Origin of the sequence: Nostoc sp. NMS8 (genome assembly GCF_017115045.1) — a bacterium.
In the GTDB taxonomy this organism is placed as follows: domain Bacteria; phylum Cyanobacteriota; class Cyanobacteriia; order Cyanobacteriales; family Nostocaceae; genus Nostoc.
In genome coordinates, this window is the sequence record NZ_JABXKK010000104.1 from 119,035 (window position 1) to 138,432 (window position 19,398).

The following is a 19,398-nucleotide window of genomic DNA, read 5'->3' on the forward strand; positions in this document are numbered from 1 at the left end:
TAGTAACTGAGAACACGCAATGCTCCACCAACTTGCACGCAGGAATTATATTAATTCGTAATTAAGAAAGTCAGATTTTATCGGGTTGCATCTGTAACCTTATTTTTGAAAATTGGTATTAGTTATGACTAACATCCGTAAGCTAATCAACCAAATTGCGATCGCAGAAGCACAGTTATATACCACCCAATTCCTCGCGCCCTGTGTCAAAGGTGGACGGGTTCGCACACGGGTAGCTGGGATAATCTGTACCTTTACGCCAAAGCCTAGTAAATTTGAGGGTTGGGGAATATTTCAGGCTGTGGATCAGAAGACAGCAACGGTTGTAGAAGAAGCAGATTTACCCCAGATTGCAGAATATCTGCAACACTTTCCCCAAATACGACTGCGGTTAGTACATCAACTGCGGGGACAAACTTGGTTGGCATACCCTGTGAATGAAGCAGATATGCGTCAACGGTTAAAGGTGGTGAAGCCGATCGCAGTGCATCTAGTAACCGAGGGTGTTACCTTTGAGCAAATTATTGCCCGGTGGAATGGGCAGTCATGCTGGTTTGAGGAAGTTGATCGCCGTACCGATCCGGCAATTTCTGAAACTCTGCAATCTGCCCTCAAGCAACTCACTCCGGCTGAGGAATTACAGTTTAAGGGCATCACTCCAGAAATCCGCACAGTGTATGAATTAGCAACTCGGCGCATTGAGGGTTTTAGTCAACCCCAACAGGATGAAAAACGACTGAGAAAGGCATTGCAGATCGGCGGCGGTGAATTAAAGCAGTTCCACGATCGCGGCGATTACTGGACAGTCGATTGGACAACGGCTGATGGTGTTCGCCACAGTAGTGCGATCGCAAAAACAGACTTGACTGTTGTCAGTTCTGGCATTTGCCTAAGTGGACGCGATCGCGATTTTGACTTGCAATCCTTAGTAGGTGTGATGGAACAACAAGAGTAGTGATATTAGAAAATTCAGAATTCAGGAGTCAGAATGGGCTACGCCCTGCTCATTGGTGTCAACTTAACGTGAAACCGCTCGTCCGCCGGGAATTGAAATTCCCGTCTCATAACTAAAGTCATCTGAAGATGACTAAATATTGCCAAAAATCTCCAGTCTACTTCAGTAGACTTAAGCTACTAGCCCGAAAATTTATTTCCGGGCGGGCATGGAAGTCAACAGATAAGCTATTTCCAGCTTAAGTTGACACCTATGCGCCCCGCTGTGCTAACAGGAGTAAAACAGATTTAATACCGAGTACACAATCTAAAATCCAAAATGTTATGAGTATCTTTTTTCACGAACAGCTTTACCGCAGCAATGCTGTGATGGCAAAGCTGAAAAATTATCCGATAACAATTTGCGGCGCGGGAGCATTAGGAGCTAATATTGCTGAAAACTTAGCTCGGTCTGGTTTTGATAAACTGACAGTAATAGATCGCGATCGCATTGAAGAGCGGAATCTTTCGACTCAGCCTTACTACCGTTCTGATGTGGGAGCGTTTAAGGCGAAAATATTGGCGAACAATTTATATCGATCAATTGGTACTAAAGTTGATGCCAAAACAAAGGAGTTGACATCAGCAAATACAACTCAACTACTCCAGGACAGCCAGTTAATTATTGATGTTTTTGACAATAGTTTGGCACGTCAAGCAGTGAAAGATTATGCCGATCAAAAAGGTATTCCCTGTCTTCATACTGGACTATCGGCTGATTATGCAGAAGTGATTTGGAATGGCATTTATCGCGTTCCTTCTGAGGTGAATGATGATGTCTGTGATTATCCCTTAGTACGAAACCTGGTGATGTTAACCGTTGCTGTGGCTTGTGAAGCAATCATCTCATTCATTGCAACAGCAGAGCAGCGTAACTTCACTATCACCCTCAAGGATCTGACTGTTCAATCTTTGTTTTTATAGGTTATGTAGACGTTCTTAGGGACTTCAAAATAAAAAGCGAGAGAAAGAGTCTCTGAGAGTTTCTCAAGCACGTTTTTGTAATGATTTATATTGCAACTCAGCAACGCCTAGTTGTTTTTTAAAGTAAGCACGGTAGAGTTCGCAACGCGGTAGGATGCGATCGCCTTCATAAGCAATCAAGCCTAAGCTTTCGAGCTTATGAGCGTCAATTGGCTTCACAGAAATACTTTGCTTTGTGTTCACAACCTCAATATATGCCTTTACCAAACTGGGATTCTCTTGTAAAATTGCCCAGTGTCGCCATAAATGATAACGATAGATACCGCCATTAGCGATCGCATCCTGTATCAGTTCTTCTAAGGTGATTCCTTGACAGCATAGATAATACAGAGCAATCCGAATCAGTGCAGGATGTCCCCCAACCAGAGACATCAGTTGGGTAACTTCCTTATTAGAGTTCCAGTCTAGTCCGTGCCTTTGGGCTAAATATTTTACTTGTTGCTTAGTAAATTCTGGTAGATGGATCGGTAGTCCAATATTAAATGGAGAGCGGTTGATATCCAAAGAAACATATACTTCTGTGGAATAAACAACCACTAGCCTTAGTTTCTGCAAGTTACTATCTTGTCGTGCTTCTTCATACCAAGAGCGCAACAAACCAAAGAACTCCTGGGCAATTTCGGGATATTCAAAAAAGCGATCAACCTCATTTAATACTAGAACCACTGGACTGTGACTCTGCTTGAGCAAATAAGATTGCAAATATAAACTGCAACTCAACTTACAGCCTATTTCCTCATCCCATTTGTCATCTAGCTTCGGATCAATGCCCAATTCTGTGGCAATTTGCCAGCACAGAGAACGCAAAAGCTTGTTTAAGTTTGTTAGACAACTAGAATCTATTTGGTTGCAATTGACTTTTACCGGGCGATAACCTTGCATCTGAGCAAAGGCTAACAACCGTAGCACAAGAGAACTTTTACCCATCTCTCTTGGCGCTCGAATCCGAATCACACAGCCAGGTTGAAGTACTTCTCGATAAACTAGTTCCTCAATGGGGGGACGTTCAACATAGAACGGGGAATCTAGAGGTACGGGGCCATCTGGGTATGACCAAAGATTTTCTAGTTGGTCATAGTGCTGAGTAGTAAAAGTATCTAAGCATAAAAACTGGGACACCTCGGCTTTTTTTGTATCTAATGTATCCAAGCTCCGGGAAAAAGCTTGATAGCTTTCGGTATGATTTGGTTCATTGACGATCGCATAATCTTCTTTGTGTAATTCTAGGTTAAAGGCACTAAAACACAATTTCAGGGTTTTTTGATCTACGCCTGTATTCAACGACCATAATCGGTTTAGAGTTTTGGTAGAAACATTCATGCGATCGCCTAAATCTTCTAGAGTGAAGCGACGCCCATTGTTTTGTACCTTTTCTATGGTCAGAATCGCCGCTTGTAAACGCTTCAACCCAGCGATCGTCAGGACAAGTCCCCGCTTTCTCGTGCTTTTAGATTGCTTCATGTCGCTAATTATCTATCTGCTTTTTTTCTTTACCGTCGGAGCTATCTCCTCATTGTTTCATGTTTTCAAACAGTTATTCAACAGTTACTTACCCGTCCTTATAGAATTGGTTAACTAGTAAAAAAATATACATTTATCTTTAGAGAAATTTAGATAAGTAGGTATAAATAAACATTACTATATTGATTATCTTTTTTCCCGCTTCTGTGGAAAGGGGCTGATAATTCTGCATCAAGTATTTTTGATTACTTGCAAAGTTCACTTTATTTGTAACGATTTACTCAGTGTGACTGAAAATTAAGCGTCCTAACTTCTGTGGCGCTTGCTATCAATCCAATATCTAATTTTTTTTGCTATGGTGATCCCAAAGGAATTGTTAAATGATTACGAGGTATAAATCAAGTAACTAGTAAATTATGAGTATATTAAAATACAAATGTACCTGAATGGTTTATCTGTAAAGTGCATCGAGTTTATTACTTAATGGTTTGGGCAATATGCGTTTCAATATCTTCCAAAGTTTGTAATAATAAACGATTTGCCTGCAATTTCCAACCCCATTTCTGAATTCTGTAAGCTAATACAGTCCCAGCTATAGACGCTAATAAGCAGATGGGTTGATTTAAAGAAATTCCTAATAACAAACCCAATCCAGCAATTCCCCAAAATGGTAAAGCTACTGCTTGTCTTTGTTCTTCTACAACTTGGGTAATTACATTAGATTTCATAGTAGCGAGTAATGCCTCTTTGACTTGTTGCTGTTCTGTTACCGATACTGTTAAACCTATTTTTCGGCGTAGTTTTTCCATTTTTCTGGCATCAGTACTGTATTCAGTTAGCTCATCTTCTGCCATTTTCAAGAGTCGCTCTAGTTGCGCCATCGTGTATTACATCCGCTATTTTGATAAAGTTATTAAACTGAATAATTGTTAATTTTTATTGCTTATAGCCTTGTATTTCATTGCTAAATATCAAACCACGCGACAGAATCAAAAATCTAAAATTGAATAGGGAAAAATATAATACGAGTTATACACTTACAAGTTGAGTATAGACTTAAAAGGTAATATTTATGGCTACAGTATCTACAAGTACTTTATCTCTATCTGCCCAAGAGCGATCGCTCATCTTGTGGTTTGATGAAGTTGGCATTGCTGACATCCCCGTAGTTGGTGGTAAAAATGCTTCACTGGGGGAAATGATTCAACAGTTAACACCCAAAGGGATTAACGTTCCCACTGGATTCGCCACCACTGCTTATGCTTATCGTTATTTCATTCAATCAGCGGGGTTAGAAGCAAAGCTACGCAAACTCTTTGCAGATTTAGATGTTGAGGATGTGAAAAATTTGCGAGAACGGGGAAAAAAAGCGCGATCGCTATTAATCCACACCCCATTTCCGGTAGAATTGCGGGAAGCGATCGCCATAGCATACCATCACCTCTGTGAACAATACCATACAGAGACAGATGTGGCAGTCCGTTCTAGTGCCACCGCAGAAGACCTCCCCGACGCAAGTTTTGCCGGACAGCAGGAAACCTACCTCAACGTTGTCGGTGCAGAAGGAGTTTTAGCAGCTTGTCATAAATGCTTTGCTTCCATATTTACCGATCGCGCTATTTCTTATCGTCACGCCAAGGGATTTGACCACTTTAGCATTGCCCTTGCCGTTGGCGTACAAAAAATGGTGCGTTCTGACTTAGCAACCTCTGGGGTGATGTTCTCTATTGATACAGAAACCGGATTTAAAGATGCAGCACTAATTACAGCTGCCTACGGGTTAGGTGAAAACGTTGTTCAGGGGTCTGTAAATCCCGATGAATATTATGTTTTTAAGCCAACTTTAAAAGCTGGTTTTCGTCCAATTATTGATAAAAAATTGGGCAGTAAAGAACTGAAAATGATTTATGATGACGGCTCAAAATTTACGAAAAATGTTTCGGTTTCAGCCAGCGAAAGAGGTAAATTTGCCCTGAATAATGAAGAGATTTTACAACTAGCAAATTGGGCGTGTTTAATTGAAGACCATTATTCCCAAGTCCACGGCATTTTCACCCCAATGGATATCGAGTGGGCAAAAGATGGCATTACTAACCAACTTTTTATTGTGCAAGCACGTCCCGAAACCGTCCAATCGCAGAAGACAGGAAACGTGCTGCGGAGTTATCGTTTGTTATTGAGGAATAGGGAATGGGGAATAGGGAATGGGGAAAAATCTTCCCACTCTTCATTATCTGATTCCCAATCCCCAATCCCCCTGGTTACGGGAAGTGCGATTGGGGAAGCTATTAGTCAAGGGAAAGTACGCCTAATTTTAGATGTTCAGAAACTTGAGCAGTTCCAAGTTGGCGAAGTTTTGGTGACAGAGAGAACTGACCCCGATTGGGAACCAATTATGAAACGCGCCAGTGCAATTGTCACCAATTCTGGGGGCAGAACGTGCCACGCCGCAATTATTGCGCGAGAATTGGGTGTACCTGCGATCGTGGGATGCGGTAATGCTACAGAAATCTTAAAACCTGGTCAAGAAGTAACAATTTCTTGCGCTGAAGGGGAAGAAGGAAAAGTTTATGCAGGCTTATTACCTTTTGAAGTTGAAGAAGTTGCTTTAGAGAACTTACCGCGCACCCATACTCAAATTTTAATGAATGTGGGTAATCCCCAAGAAGCATTAAGTTTATCGGCAATTCCCAATGATGGAGTAGGTTTAGCGCGGACAGAATTTATTATTGCTAACCAAATTCAAATTCATCCAATGGCGTTGATTCATTATGAATTATTAAAAGATGAATTTGTCAAATCCAAAATTGCTGAAATCACCTCACTTTACGACGATAAAACTCAATATTTTGTCGATAAATTAGCCCAAGGTATAGGTAGAATTGCCGCGGCATTTTATCCCAAACCTGTGATTGTCAGAACATCCGATTTCAAAAGTAATGAATATGCCAACTTGTTAGGTGGGCGGCAATTTGAACCCCATGAAGAAAACCCAATGCTGGGTTGGCGAGGAGCAGCACGTTACTATGATGAAGGCTACAGAGAAGCTTTTGCCCTAGAATGTCATGCCATCAAACGAGTACGGGAAGATATGGGTTTAACGAATGTTATTCCGATGATTCCTTTTTGTCGAACTCCTGATGAAGGGCGGTTGGTTTTGGCAGAGATGGCAAAAAATGGTTTAAAACAAGGTGTTAACGGCTTGCAAGTTTATGTAATGTGTGAGTTGCCCAGTAATGTGATTCTGGCTGAGGAATTTGCAGACGTATTTGATGGCTTCTCGATCGGTTCTAATGATTTAACTCAGCTAACACTGGGGATAGACAGAGATTCGGCGTTGGTAGCGAGATTGTTTGATGAACGCAGTCCAGCTGTCAAGGAAATGGTGAAAATGGCTATAAAAGCTGCAAAAAAACATAACCGCAAAATCGGCATTTGTGGACAAGCACCCAGCGATTACCCAGAATTTGCCCAATTTTTGGTGGAACAAGGAATTGACTCAATTAGTCTGAATCCAGATTCGGTTTTAAAAACGATGCTGGAAGTGGCAAAAGTCGAGGGTACTAATAATTTGTAATTCAAGTAATGTCTGCCAGTTAGAGACCGTTACCGCGAAAACTTGAAGAATGCCTTAATTAAAGATGGCTGGATTGTTACTGACGATTCCTTTCATCTAAAGTGGGGTAAAAAGGATCTTTACGGGGATTTTGCAGCCAAAAAGTTGCTCTAGCGATCGCCATATTTTGTTTGTGTAATTGTTTACAAAACTTTTGACTGGTCAACCATAAGTATTTTAGTATTTTGCAGAATGGCAATTTAATTTAGTTAAAAGCAAGATGACAAATCTTTTGGAAACCGAACGCTTGCTCATTCGCAGTTGGATACCCGAAAGCGATGCCGAACAAGCGTTTGCAATTTACAGCGATCCTGAAGTTACGCACTTTCTTGGTAAATCTTCTCGCCCCGCAAGTATTGAGTCACAGCGTCAGCGCTTGATTGAAGGTATCGAGCGAATGCACCAACGCAACAATGGTACTGGAGCTTGGGCAATTGTTGAAAAGGAAAGTACAACAATTGTGGGAACTATCCTTCTTAAACAATTGCCCGACAAAGATGGTTTACCCACTCAAGATTATGAAGTAGGCTGGCACTTGCGGCGAGCTTCTTGGGGTAAAGGGTATGCAACAGAAGCAGGACGAGTTATGCTCAACTACGGATTTAGTGTTTTGAACTTGCCAGTGATTTATGCCGTAGTGAAGCCAGAAAATCATACTTCAATCCGTGTAACCGAACGATTGGGTATGAAACCAATAGGAGGGACAAACAAGTATTACGGTATTGAACTACTCCTGTTTCAACTAGATACACCTGAAGAGTGGAGGGGAGTGGGGGCAGGGGAGGCAGGGGGAGACAAAGGGACAAATGACAAATGACTAATGACAAATGACTAAAAAGTGGTTCCGAATTGGGATGGTGAGTGTATTTATTCTGTCACTTGCCTTAAGGTTTTGGGGACTGGAGCGATTTAACACTCTGGTATTTGATGAAGTTTATTTTGCCAAATTCGGTAATAATTATCTCACACGGACACCATTTTTTAATGCTCATCCGCCCCTGAGTCAATATATTATTGGTATTGGCATTTGGATTGGTAGTCACATTCCTTTTTGGCACGATACCGTAAATGGATTGACAGGTTCGTTGCGATCGCCTTGGACTTATCGTTGGTTCAATGCCCTTACTGGCTCATTTATTCCTGTAGTTGTGGCTGCGATCGCTTATCAATTAAGTTATCGCCGTACCTTTGCAATAATTGCAGGTTTGTTCACAGCTTGTGATGGTATCTTTCTAGTTGAATCTCGCTATGCTTTAAGTAATATTTATATCGTCATATTTGGTTTATTAGGGCACTGGTTTTTATTGTTGGCATTAGATAACCAAAATCGACGACGTTCTTTTTGGTTAGTTTTTGCCGGCATTGCTTTTGGTGCATCAGTTGGTACTAAATGGAATGGTTTATGGTTCCTGTCAGGTGCTTATCTCATTTGGATAGTAGCTTGGCTAATTCATTTAATACATTCTTTTTCTGACTCCCAACTCTTGTTTACATCCCCCTCATTGGAGGAGGTAGGAGGCAGAATTCAGGAGTCAGAATGGGCTAAACGCCCCGCTACCGCTAACAGGAGGCAGAATTCAGGAGTTAGTACTTATTCTCCACCATTTTCACCATCTCTATCATCTGAGTCACCACTACAAAACTTGACTCAGCTAAATATTTTCCAGATGTTATTTTATCTAGGGATAATTCCAGCTTTTATATACAGCATCATCTGGATTCCCCACCTTCAACTAGATAAAACTTATGGATTTATTGCAGTACATCAGCAGATTTTGAAATTTCATTTGCATTTAGGTGGTAATAGTTCAGATGTGCATCCTTACTGTGCTGCTTGGTATAAATGGCCTTTGATGACTCGACCAATGGCATATTATTATCAAACGGCAGAAAGTATCACCGAACCATTACCTGTAATGGGGCCACCTTTACCTGCTAGTGCTGGACAAGTTATTTATGATGTCCATGCAATGGGTAATCCATTTTTATGGTGGTTTGGTGTTGCTGCTATGTTGTTTTTGGTAGGAATGCTAGTGTCACAAGTCGTAATTCCTTGGGTGAAGGAAAAGCGTTTTTCTGTGCCTGCAACTCTTAGTGTTGATACTTGGATTGCCTTGTATATAGTTATCAATTACGCCGCTAACTTATTACCTTGGGTGAGGGTGACGAGGTGCGCTTTTATCTACCACTATATGTGTGCAGTGGTGTTTGTATTTTTAGCGATCGCTTGGTTTGTCGATCAGTGTCTTCGCAGCTATTATCAACAACTGCGGGTACTAGGTGTCACTATTACTTTTATTATTCTGGCTGCTTTTATTTTCTGGATGCCTATTTACTTGGGTTTACCCCTCTCCCCTGACGGTTATAAGCTGCGAATGTGGTTCAACTCTTGGATTTAATTAAAGAGGAAGCGATCGCCAAAAAGTGCGTAGATGCACACGGGGAGTAAATTTTAGTCAATAGTCAATTTGGGGTAATAATCATAACATTTATCGTCACCTCCCTTTGGTTAAAATTTCAATATTTAGGCAAATGCTGATTGAAGTGATATTTAATACATTTAGCGGGATGTAATCAACTGTCACTCAGGAAAATACTTTTGAGTGTTCAGATCCCTGTATAGGGAATTTTTTACCTCCCTGTAAAAACTTTCAGGGAGAATTTTAATGACACTACTTGATAAGAGTTACTTACAATTATTTATTTTTTATACCTGAATATCCATAATTTAGTAATTGTACTTAATTAGTATATTTAGCCAACATTTCATCAAAACTTATACAGCGCTTAATCTTCGGAATTTAAAAAGATTGTTTGTAGCTTGGTATATCCATAATAAAAAATACATAAAATAATGTGCGCTATTAGTGTAATAATCTGCACGTGTAAACACTCATTTGGAAACGCTTGATAAATTATGCATCAAGCACGGGGCATTTGTGGATCTATAAAACTAGCAAATTCTACGTATATGTCCGACTGCCAAGCGAAACCTGAAACCAACTACTTAAGTGCATCTGGTGGTAAGTGTTTAACACTGTTTCAGCGGAAACTACTACTACAAAGTTTGCACAATACTTTATCTGAATCTTACCGCCAACGAATTGAAATCATGTTGTTGGCAGATGAAGGGAAAACTCAAACAGATATCTGTCAAACCTTGGGATGTTGTGCAGCAACAGTACGACATTGGACACACATAGCCCGGACTGGGATGGCGCACCAATGGCAAGATTGCCCCATTGGTCGCCCCAAGGCTGTGAATGATCAGTATTTAGAGCGTTTGAAGCAACTAGTTAACAACAGTCCTCGCGATCATGGGTATGCTTTTCGACGCTGGACAGCAAACTGGCTTGCGAAACATCTAGCAAAGGAATTTGGGATTGAGGTAAGCGATCGCCATCTCAAGCGACTGCTCAAACAGATGGGATTATCCACACTACCAAAACCCAGCAATGCTGAACAAAGCAGTAATGAGCAGACTACGAGTTCCAAAATCTTGATTAGTGACCTAAAATCGGCAGCTATTCCTGATAATTCCGAATTTTTACCTATTAACTTTGCAAAATTAGGAAAAGATTTAGACGTTTATGGCGCAAGATATATCTGCTCAGTTAGTTTCTCTGCAACAGTTCAACAATACTCTGGGCTATTCTCTTTCGATAGAGGAATTTCAACACTCTCTTGAACAATTTAAATTTATCAACCCAAAAGTCGGCAAATTCTGGCAAGGAACTGATGCTAAAGCTGGTATATATATTGCGATCGCAGGTAAAGTCAGGTTGCTGGATAGTGCCGATGAGTTAATTGCCACTTTGGAGGTAGGAGAATCTTTTGGGGAATTTACCTTGTTTAAGGAGGGTGACTTTAGACCTTATGCTGCGAGAGCTTCAGTAAACTTGCAATTATGCTTCATTCCTGAAGAAGTGTTATGGCCACTGATGGCTAAATACCCGCAAATTCGCGAGCATTTATGGGCTAAGGCACTATCTCGTGATCCCCACCAGATGGAGTCAGATAACCCCTCAGCACTGCCATCTGACTCAAAACGTCTGCATGAAACGAAGATTTCGTCAACACCAGCAGTAGAGCCACGCGAGAAAAAGATAAGTAAAGCCTATTTTCCCAACTCCACGCAACGAGTCGGGCATTTATTGCAACGTGTAATTCGGCGCTATCCGTTTTTTGCCCAACAGAGTGGATCGGATTGCGGTGCAGCTTGTTTAGTGATGGTGTCTCGCTATTGGGGGAAAAACTTTAGTGTAAATCGCCTGCGGGATATTGCCAATGTTGACCGCAATGGCTCATCACTGCGGGGGTTATCGGCGGCGGCGGAAAGTATTGGGTTTGCCACGCGACCAGTGAAAGCGAGTCTCGATCAATTGGCAAAGCAAAAATTGCCTGCGATCGCTCACTGGGAAGCGAAGCACTACATCGTTGTCTATGAAATCACCCCTAAACACGTGATTGTGGCCGATCCTGGCATTGGTCAACGCACCCTCAGCCACCACGAATTTAAAGCTAAGTGGACTGGCTATACACTGCTGCTGCAACCAACAGCCTGGTTAAAGGATGCAAAGGAGGCCATAACTCCCTTTTGGCAATTCTTTGAGTTGATGAAGCCTCACTCTTTAGTAATGCTGGAAGTATTTGTCGCTTCCTTATTTATCCAGATTTTCGGCCTCGTAACGCCCCTATTTACCCAGTTAATATTAGACCGAGTGGTGGTGCAGCGTTCTGAACTAACCTTAACGGCAGTAGGGTTAGGGTTACTAATTTTCAGTTTATTCCGTGTAGCGATGACGGGGTTGCGGCAATATCTGTTAGATCACACGGCAAATAAGGTGGATTTAGCCCTGATTGTGGGATTTATTCGCCATACCCTGCGGCTACCCTTAAGTTACTTTGAGTCTCGTTATGTGGGGGATATTATCTCTCGCGTACAGGAAAACCGTAAAATTCAACGCTTTCTTTCTGGCGAGGCGTTGTCCATCCTGTTGGATTTAGTCACTGTCTTTATCTATTTAGGATTGATGTTTTGGTACAGCTGGAAAATGGCGTTGCTAGTATTGGTGATTGTACCGCCTTATTTCTTGCTGGCATTGATTGCCACACCTTTTTTACAAAAGATTTCTAGGGAAATCTTTAATGCTATTGCTAGTGAAAGTAGCTATCTGATTGAAGCCCTTTCTGGTGTGCGAACAGTTAAATCCACAGCAGTAGAACAGACAGTGCGCTGGCACTGGGAAGAGTTATTAAGTAAGGAAATAAAAACTAACTTTTCTGGGCAAGTTATTAGCAATCGCCTGCAAATATTCAGCAACACAATTGAAGCAGTGGTAACTACCATCTTGTTGTGGTTTGGGGCGTACCAAGTGATTCACAACCAGCTAACCATTGGGCAATTGGTAGCATTTAATATGTTGTTGGGAAATATTATTACACCCTTCCAAAGATTAACCGTTTTGTGGAATCAATTGCAAGAAGTGGTGATTGCGGTGGAACGTATTAATGATGTGTTGGATACGGAACCAGAAGAGGATTTGCAGCACCAGGCACGGCAATCTTTACCACCCATTCAAGGTAACATTCGCTTTGAAAACGTGACGTTTCGCTATCACCCTGAAAGCGATATAAATGTTTTAGAAAATCTCAGTTTTGAAGTCCATAGCGGACAAATGGTTGCCCTAGTGGGACGGAGTGGTTCGGGAAAAACCACAATTTCTAAACTGGTTTTGGGGTTATATCCCCCCACAGATGGCAAAGTGTTGATTGATGGTCACGATATTACCAGTCTTTCGTTGCGTTCTCTACGCGAACAAGTTGGGGTAGTTGACCAAGATACCTTTTTATTTGGCGGAACGATTCGGGAAAATATTAGCTTGGCACATCCTGGGGCAACTTTGGCAGAGATTATTGAGGCGGCGCGATTGGCGGGTGCTGATGAGTTTATTAAAAAGTTACCTATGGGTTATGAAACCCAGATTGGTGAAGGAGGGGGGATGTTGTCTGGAGGACAGCGACAAAGAATTGCGATCGCTAAGGCGTTGTTAGGCAATCCCAAGCTGTTAATTTTGGATGAGGCGACTTCCCATCTGGATGCAGAGTCAGAAAGGATTATTCAGACAAATTTAAACACAATTCTGAAGAGCAGAACCACTTTAATAATCGCTCATCGCCTTTCAACTGTGCGGAATGCAGATTTGATTTTGGTGCTAGATAGAGGCGTGTTGATTGAGAGGGGGACTCACCAAGAGTTGATGGCCAAGCGAGGACATTATTTTTATCTCAATCATCAGCAATTGGATGTTGCGGGGTAAAACCAGAGGAAAAAGAGGAAGTTTTTCTTGTCTTTGCACTCCTAAAATCCCAAATTGATATCAGGAAAAATCATGCCAAACACATTGAATGGAAAGGTTCAAACCCAAATCCATGAGGTAGAACAGCACGAGGAAATTTTCGGGGAGCAAACACCTGCTAGAGCAACTGACGATTGGGCTAACGCAACCAAGGATTTACTTGATAGCTTACCCCAGGTTTGGACAAGGGGATTGCTGTATTTTTTGATAGTATTTGTGTCGATTGCTTTACCTTGGGCGATGCTATCTAAAGTGGATGAAACCGGTTCAGCAAGAGGGCGACTTGAGCCAAAGGGAAAGACAGTTAGGCTAGATGCTGCCGTGGCTGGTACTGTTGCCGAAATTCGGGTCAAAGAGGGTAATTCGGTGAAAGTTGGGCAGACTTTATTGGTGTTGGAATCAGAATTAGTTAAGGCAGAATTGCGGCAGGCACAGGATAAGTTAGAGGGACAATTAAATCGCCTTTCTCAGTTAAATTCATCTAAAAGTCAGTTAGTTGTATCTTTGACAACACAACAGCAACAAAATCAATCTCAAGAGTTAGAAAAACAGTCTCAAATTGATCAAGCCCGACAGAATATGAATACTCTGAGGAATTCTTATGACTTACAAAAAGACGAAAAATTAGCTCAAGTAAATCAAGCACGGCAAACTCTTGAGCATAGTCAAACAGCTAATAAATTAGTAGGCAGTAGTTTAGCGAGTACCGAGCGGGAAGTTGAACGCTATCGCAGTCTTTGGCAGTCAGGGGTTGTTCCAGAAATTAATGTTGTGGATAAGCAAGATATAGCTAAAGATAAACAACAGTTATACGAACAAAATCAGTCAGATATTCAGCAAGCTAAACTACGTTTGATAGAACAACAGAGTAGTTATGAGCGGACTATTCGGCAAGCAAATGCAGATATTGAACAAGCACAGTTGCGATTGAAAGAACAGGAAAGAAGTTATCAGACTTTGACTCGTTCCAGCAAGCTATCTCTGCTAAAAATTGACGAACAACAGAAGAGTTTGGAGACAGAAATTACTACGCTTCAGTCAGAAATTGCTCAAAGTAAGAGTCAGATTGTCTCGTTAAAGTTTCAGTTAGGGCAACGAGAGTTAAGAGCTACCGTGAATGGTAGAGTGTTTCAGTTACCCATACAACGGGCTGGATCTGTGGTGCAGCCTGGAACAATGATTGCAGAGATTTCGCCCCAAGGTTCACCGCTAATAATTCGGGCGCAAATGGCGACAACTGAGAGTGGTTTTTTGCAAAGAGGATTGCCAGTCAAGTTAAAGTTTGATGCTTATCCCTTTCAGGATTATGGAGTGGTGGAAGGAAAATTGTTAGAGATTTCTCCCACTACTATAGAGGTAGAAACACCTAATGGAAAGGTAGCAGCTTATGACTTAGAAGTTGCTCTAAACCAAAATTGTATTCCTTCCGCTAATAAGTGTATTGCCTTGCATCCTGGGGATACGGCGACAGCTGAGGTAATTGTACGTCAGCGTCGGATTATTGATTTTCTACTCGATCCATTTAAGCAGTTGCAACAGGGTGGGGTGAAATTGTAGAGCGATCGCCAGAGAAATATTGAATGTCGTCCATCTACTTAGGAGAAACATCATGCCACAAACTATCATTATTACCAAAGAAGATATTCTTTCTCAAGTCAAACTATCTTGCAAAATTCCTGAAATAATTGAGCAAATTGTTAGCCGTAAGGTGATTCTATCTGCTGCTGAACAAGCTGGTATAAAAGTAGAAACCGAGGAACTTCAAAAAGCAGCAGACCAAATACGGTTAGTTAACAAACTTAATAGTGCTGATGATACCTGGGAATGGCTGAAAAAACATGGTATTTCTCTAGATGATTTTGAAGATATAGTTTATAGCACCGTCATATCTGGCAAGTTAACCAATAATCTATTGGCTAATAAAATTGAACCCTATTTCTTTGAAAATCAACTAAATTATGCAGGTGCAGTAATCTATGAAGTTGTATTGGATGATGAAGACTTGGCGTTAGAACTTTTCTATAGTATTCGTGAAGGTGAGATGAGTTTTTATGATGTTGCTCATAAATATATTCAAGATACAGAGTTACGGCGAAAAGGTGGATATCGGGGGACAGTGAGTCGCCAAGAGTTAAAAGCAGAGATTTCTGCTGCTATCTTTACGGCTACACCGCCACAAGTTCTCAAACCAATTTTGACTTCTAAAGGGGTACACCTGATTTTGGTTGAAGAAATTATTAAACCGCAACTTGATGAAAAATTGCGGTTTAAAATTTTTGCGGATTTATTTACAGAATGGATGAGGCAACAAGTTGAGGAAGTAGAATTGGTAATTAGTCTGGAATCAAATCCAGCATCAGATTAATACTAATTTAACAGGGATAGTTCAGAGTATCTTTTGACTTTCTTCAAAGTAGTTCGCGGTTTGAATTTTCTTGTCTATGCTCAATATTTTGGCTCTGTTGTTGGCGACCTAAATACGAATTTTTATCGTTCTTACCTACAACATATCCAAAGGCTGCACTTCCAATAGCTAGAAACAACAGTAGAAAAATTGCTTCGTAACTATTAGGTTGATAAACAGGAGGCTGACTCATAACTTAATTTCCCGTTAAGATAACTGATAATTTACCCTAGATATAGGGTGAACAACATGAGTATTAAAACTATGTGTTTCACCCTATAAACTGAAAATTTTTGAATTATCTACAGAGGTATTATAGCTTACTAGCGACTATTGCGACCCACTGCATATCCCAGGGCAGCAGAAGCTAGACCAAGACTGATAAGTGCAAAGATAGTGAAGCCACCATGAGCTAATCCTGCTTGTTCATCGGATAGTTCGTTGAGAAAGCTTTCGTCATCTATAAAAAGAGATGAACCAGCAGGTTGAATGTCGCTAATACGAATACTTGCCATGATTAAATTCCCTCTTACGTCAATTAAGCGAAAAGTGTCTTTTTGCTGATTGCTAAACCGATGTATAGAATGTTATGGCAATCAAACTTGTTAAATTACAAATGTTCTTAACCTGTTCCAAATATTTTAGAACAAGCAGAGTTTAGAAATAGCGACCTTTGATGTAAGAAGCAGCAAAGGTAACAGCAACAACGGTAAGACCAATGCTTAAACAAGCTCCACTACTGGTTGTAGTGATGGCTGTCCAAATAGCACCACCTTGATTACCTAGTTCATCTTCACTTAAGGACATCAGATAGCTTTCTTGATCGGCAAACAAATCATAACCAGCGGGACGTAAATCAGAAATTTTGATACTAGCCATTGGAAAGTTACCTCAAAACTTATTTAACTTCAGCTTTATTGTAATTTTTGAATATTTAAAAATCAATATTAAGCGATAAATTTAGTTTGATTTAAATAGAATAATAATGTCCCAATTCTCTTAAATATATCTCTGTTTTATTTCATGGAACTTTTAAAAATTACATAGTTTCCTTATGATTAAAACCTGTATTTTATCTAAAATACAGGTTTTAATCATCAAAAAATACCGCTAAGTTCTCAGCTTTAGTAGGCTAATTTTCAAAGCTTAACAATCTCAAATATATTACTAGCGATCGTTACGACCAACTGCATATCCCAGTGCAGCAGAAGCTAGACCAAGGCTGATAAGTGCAAAAATGGTGAAACCACCATGAGTTAATCCTACTTCTTCGTCGGATAGTTCACTAAGAAAGCTTTCTTCATCCATAAAAAGAGATGAACCAGCAGGTTGAATGTCGCTAATCCGAATACTTGCCATGATTAAATTCCCTCTTGCGTCAATTAAGTTAAAAGTGTTTTTTGCTGATTACTAAACCTACATTTATCTAGGAAATAATGTAGGTTTAGAAACGTCTTGCTAAAGCAATCAGACTTGGTAAATTACAAATGTTCTTAACCTGTCCTAAATATTTAGAACAAGCAGAGTTTAAAAGTAGCGACCTTTGATATAGGAAGCGGCAAAGGTAACAGCAACAACGGTAAGACCAATGCTTAAACAAGCTCCACTACTAGCTGTAGTGATAACTGTCCAAGTACCAGCACCTTGAGTACCTATTTCATCTTCAGTCAAGGACATCAAATAGCTTTCTTGATCGGCAAACAAATCGTAACCAGCGGGGCGTAAATCAGAAATTTTGATACTAGCCATTGGAAAGGTACCTCAAAATTTATTTAACTTCAGCTTTATTGTAATTTTTGAGTATTTAAAAATCAATATTAAGCGATGAATTTAGTTTGATTTAAATAAAATAATAATGTCCCAATTCTATTAAATATATCTCTGTTTAATTTCATCGATATTTTGAAAATTTACATATTTTTCTTATGGATTAAAACCTGTGTTTTAGATAAAACACAGGTTTTAATCATCAAAAACTACCACTAAATTTCAGCCTTCACGGGCTAATTTTAAAAGCTTAACAATCTAAAACATATTACTTGCGATCGCTACGACCAACTGCATATCCCAGTGCAGCAGAAGCTAGACCAAGGCTGATAAGTGCAAAAATGGTGAAACCACCATGAGTTAATCCTACTTCTTCGTCGGATAGTTCACTAAGAAAGCTTTCTTCATCCATAAAAAGAGATGAACCAGCAGGTTGAATGTCGCTAATCCGAATACTTGCCATGATTGAATTTCCTCCTATCTAAATATTTAGAACAAGCAGAGTTTATAAGTAGCGACCTGCTAAGTAGGAAGCGACAAAAGTAACACCAACAACAGTAAGACCAATGCTTAAACAAGCTCCACTACTGGCTGTAGTGATAACTGACCAAACAGCACCACCTTGAGTACCTAGCTCATCTTCAGTTAAGGACGTTAGATAGCTTTCTTGATCGGCAAACAAATCGTAACCAGCTGGACGCAAATCGGAAATTTTGATGCTAGCCATCAGATACTTTCCTTTTATTTTTTAGTAAATTGTACTTAGTAATAATCGGAAATATATCCCGATATATTACATCTTTGATTGTAATTATTAAATAGCTGTAACTCAATAAAAAAATAAACTTAAGTTGACACAACAAAAATATTAATGTCCCATTTACAAAATATTTGTTTGGGCATAAAAATTTTTAAGTAAGATTATTTGTATTGCTATTTTCAATAAAATATCTGCCTCTTGTTTTAAAAGGCAGATATTGATAAACAATAACAAATTAAACGTTAATTTTAATAAAATCAAGCATCAGGAGCAGAAGCTATTCTTTCTTCTAGCCAATTTCTGAAGAGGAATTCTAAAATTTGCTCTCTGACTTCACTCAAGTCAGATGGAAACCACTTCTCAACTCTCAGGATGTGATAACCAAGTTGAGTTTGAATTGGGCCTACTAATTCACCTGCTTTGGTATCAGTAATAGCATTTGTGATCTCTGGTAATAATTCTGTTAAAAACCGCACACCAACAAAAGCGCCGTTTTCTCTAGACTGTTTACCCTTAGAGTATTCTAAAGCTAATGCACAAAAAGAATCTTTTTCGTCCCGAAGCGCTTTAGTGATTTTCATTGCCTCGGTCAAATCACGAACAAGGATCTGAGATAAAGCCACCCGCTTATAACTATCTCGGTTGTTTATATAATGATCGTCCAATACTGCACCGAAAAGATGTTCTTTTAACTTTTGAGTTAGCAATGATATGCGAATGATTTGTGACCAATCCTCTACACTAATGCGCTGCTGTGCCAACCAAGCTATAGTTTCAGATGCTCCGAGCAGTTTATTTTCTTGGCGAAATGTATCGCCTGCTGTTTGCAACTCTTCGTCTGTAACTTTAATATCTAGCTGTTCACACAGTTTCAAAGCTAGATTATTTCTTTCAGCAGCAGCGGCGATTTCAGCTATTTTGCAAGAATGGCGCAGGTAAACAAGGATATCTTCGTCACGTGCAGGTGTAATTTCTGGTAATGTAAGTTTTTCCAAAGAGTTTTGCATGGTCATAGGTTATAAATTTGATCAAAATACATAATTTGTATTTTGTT

20 protein-coding genes are annotated in these 19,398 nt (G+C 40.1%); 10 read left to right on the forward strand and 10 right to left on the reverse strand.

The features are described from left to right. The first annotated feature begins 124 nt into the window (after nucleotides 1-124). On the forward strand, nucleotides 125-955 hold the full coding sequence (locus HWQ39_RS26990; RefSeq protein ID WP_292852112.1) for a hypothetical protein: 831 nt from the start codon (nucleotides 125-127) through the stop codon (nucleotides 953-955). 323 nt (nucleotides 956-1,278) lie between these two features. Then, complete coding sequence (locus HWQ39_RS26995) at nucleotides 1,279-1,917, forward strand: ThiF family adenylyltransferase (RefSeq protein WP_292852115.1); 639 nt, start codon at nucleotides 1,279-1,281, stop codon at nucleotides 1,915-1,917. A gap of 63 nt (nucleotides 1,918-1,980) precedes the next feature. Here the strand turns inward: HWQ39_RS26995 and HWQ39_RS27000 are convergent, their stop codons facing one another. Together HWQ39_RS27000 and HWQ39_RS27005 are read right to left on the reverse strand one after the other, a co-directional pair. Continuing rightward, the gene (locus tag HWQ39_RS27000; protein ID WP_292852118.1) at nucleotides 1,981-3,438 is read right to left on the reverse strand and encodes an AAA-like domain-containing protein; all 1,458 of its coding nucleotides are present in this window, start codon (nucleotides 3,436-3,438) and stop codon (nucleotides 1,981-1,983) included. Between the two features lie 476 nt (nucleotides 3,439-3,914). Continuing rightward, on the reverse strand, nucleotides 3,915-4,319 hold the full coding sequence (locus HWQ39_RS27005; RefSeq protein ID WP_292852121.1) for a hypothetical protein: 405 nt from the start codon (nucleotides 4,317-4,319) through the stop codon (nucleotides 3,915-3,917). A 191-nt stretch (nucleotides 4,320-4,510) separates the two neighbouring features. Between HWQ39_RS27005 and ppsA the strand changes: the two genes are divergently transcribed. The 8 genes from ppsA (at nucleotide 4,511) to HWQ39_RS27045 (ending at nucleotide 15,778) form a co-directional block, all read left to right on the forward strand. Then, on the forward strand, nucleotides 4,511-7,015 hold the full coding sequence (ppsA, locus tag HWQ39_RS27010; protein WP_292852124.1) for a phosphoenolpyruvate synthase: 2,505 nt from the start codon (nucleotides 4,511-4,513) through the stop codon (nucleotides 7,013-7,015). Nucleotides 7,016-7,027: 12 nt separating this feature from the next. Further along, complete coding sequence (locus HWQ39_RS27015; RefSeq protein ID WP_292852337.1) at nucleotides 7,028-7,168, forward strand: element excision factor XisH family protein; 141 nt, start codon at nucleotides 7,028-7,030, stop codon at nucleotides 7,166-7,168. 106 nt (nucleotides 7,169-7,274) lie between these two features. After that, nucleotides 7,275-7,871 (forward strand): GNAT family N-acetyltransferase, encoded by a 597-nt coding sequence (locus HWQ39_RS27020; RefSeq protein WP_292852127.1) that lies wholly within the window; start codon nucleotides 7,275-7,277, stop codon nucleotides 7,869-7,871. A 10-nt stretch (nucleotides 7,872-7,881) separates the two neighbouring features. Beyond that, a complete protein-coding gene (locus HWQ39_RS27025; RefSeq protein WP_292852130.1) occupies nucleotides 7,882-9,453 on the forward strand; it encodes a phospholipid carrier-dependent glycosyltransferase in 1,572 nt (523 codons plus the stop codon). A 572-nt stretch (nucleotides 9,454-10,025) separates the two neighbouring features. Beyond that, nucleotides 10,026-10,742 carry a helix-turn-helix domain-containing protein gene (locus tag HWQ39_RS27030; protein ID WP_292852133.1) on the forward strand — a complete coding sequence of 239 codons (717 nt, stop codon included), beginning with the start codon at nucleotides 10,026-10,028 and terminating at the stop codon, nucleotides 10,740-10,742. Further along, nucleotides 10,645-13,374, forward strand: a complete 2,730-nt coding sequence (locus HWQ39_RS27035; protein WP_292852136.1) for a peptidase domain-containing ABC transporter — start codon at nucleotides 10,645-10,647, stop codon at nucleotides 13,372-13,374. Before HWQ39_RS27030 ends, HWQ39_RS27035 begins: the two co-directional genes overlap by 98 nt. A gap of 72 nt (nucleotides 13,375-13,446) precedes the next feature. Next, a complete protein-coding gene (locus HWQ39_RS27040) occupies nucleotides 13,447-14,970 on the forward strand; it encodes an HlyD family efflux transporter periplasmic adaptor subunit (protein WP_292852139.1) in 1,524 nt (507 codons plus the stop codon). Between the two features lie 52 nt (nucleotides 14,971-15,022). Next, a complete protein-coding gene (locus HWQ39_RS27045; RefSeq protein WP_292852142.1) occupies nucleotides 15,023-15,778 on the forward strand; it encodes a peptidylprolyl isomerase in 756 nt (251 codons plus the stop codon). A 43-nt stretch (nucleotides 15,779-15,821) separates the two neighbouring features. On the opposite strand, the gene HWQ39_RS27050 is transcribed toward HWQ39_RS27045, so the two are convergent. The 8 genes from HWQ39_RS27050 to HWQ39_RS27085 form a co-directional block, all read right to left on the reverse strand. Then, nucleotides 15,822-16,010, reverse strand: coding sequence for a hypothetical protein (locus tag HWQ39_RS27050; RefSeq protein WP_292852145.1), 189 nt, complete (start codon nucleotides 16,008-16,010; stop codon nucleotides 15,822-15,824). Nucleotides 16,011-16,140: 130 nt separating this feature from the next. Continuing rightward, nucleotides 16,141-16,332 (reverse strand): hypothetical protein, encoded by a 192-nt coding sequence (locus HWQ39_RS27055; RefSeq protein ID WP_292852148.1) that lies wholly within the window; start codon nucleotides 16,330-16,332, stop codon nucleotides 16,141-16,143. 142 nt (nucleotides 16,333-16,474) lie between these two features. Further along, entirely contained in the window at nucleotides 16,475-16,696 is a 222-nt protein-coding gene (locus HWQ39_RS27060; RefSeq protein ID WP_292852151.1) for a hypothetical protein, read from the reverse strand. 288 nt (nucleotides 16,697-16,984) lie between these two features. After that, nucleotides 16,985-17,176, reverse strand: a complete 192-nt coding sequence (locus HWQ39_RS27065) for a hypothetical protein (protein ID WP_292852154.1) — start codon at nucleotides 17,174-17,176, stop codon at nucleotides 16,985-16,987. Nucleotides 17,177-17,344: 168 nt separating this feature from the next. Further along, nucleotides 17,345-17,566: a hypothetical protein gene (locus HWQ39_RS27070; protein ID WP_292852157.1), complete on the reverse strand. Its 222-nt coding sequence runs from the start codon at nucleotides 17,564-17,566 to the stop codon at nucleotides 17,345-17,347. A 286-nt stretch (nucleotides 17,567-17,852) separates the two neighbouring features. After that, entirely contained in the window at nucleotides 17,853-18,047 is a 195-nt protein-coding gene (locus tag HWQ39_RS27075) for a hypothetical protein (protein WP_292852160.1), read from the reverse strand. A gap of 42 nt (nucleotides 18,048-18,089) precedes the next feature. Beyond that, on the reverse strand, nucleotides 18,090-18,311 hold the full coding sequence (locus HWQ39_RS27080; RefSeq protein WP_292852163.1) for a hypothetical protein: 222 nt from the start codon (nucleotides 18,309-18,311) through the stop codon (nucleotides 18,090-18,092). Nucleotides 18,312-18,601: 290 nt separating this feature from the next. After that, entirely contained in the window at nucleotides 18,602-19,357 is a 756-nt protein-coding gene (locus tag HWQ39_RS27085; protein ID WP_292852165.1) for a peptidylprolyl isomerase, read from the reverse strand. Between the last annotated feature and the right edge of the window lie 41 nt (nucleotides 19,358-19,398).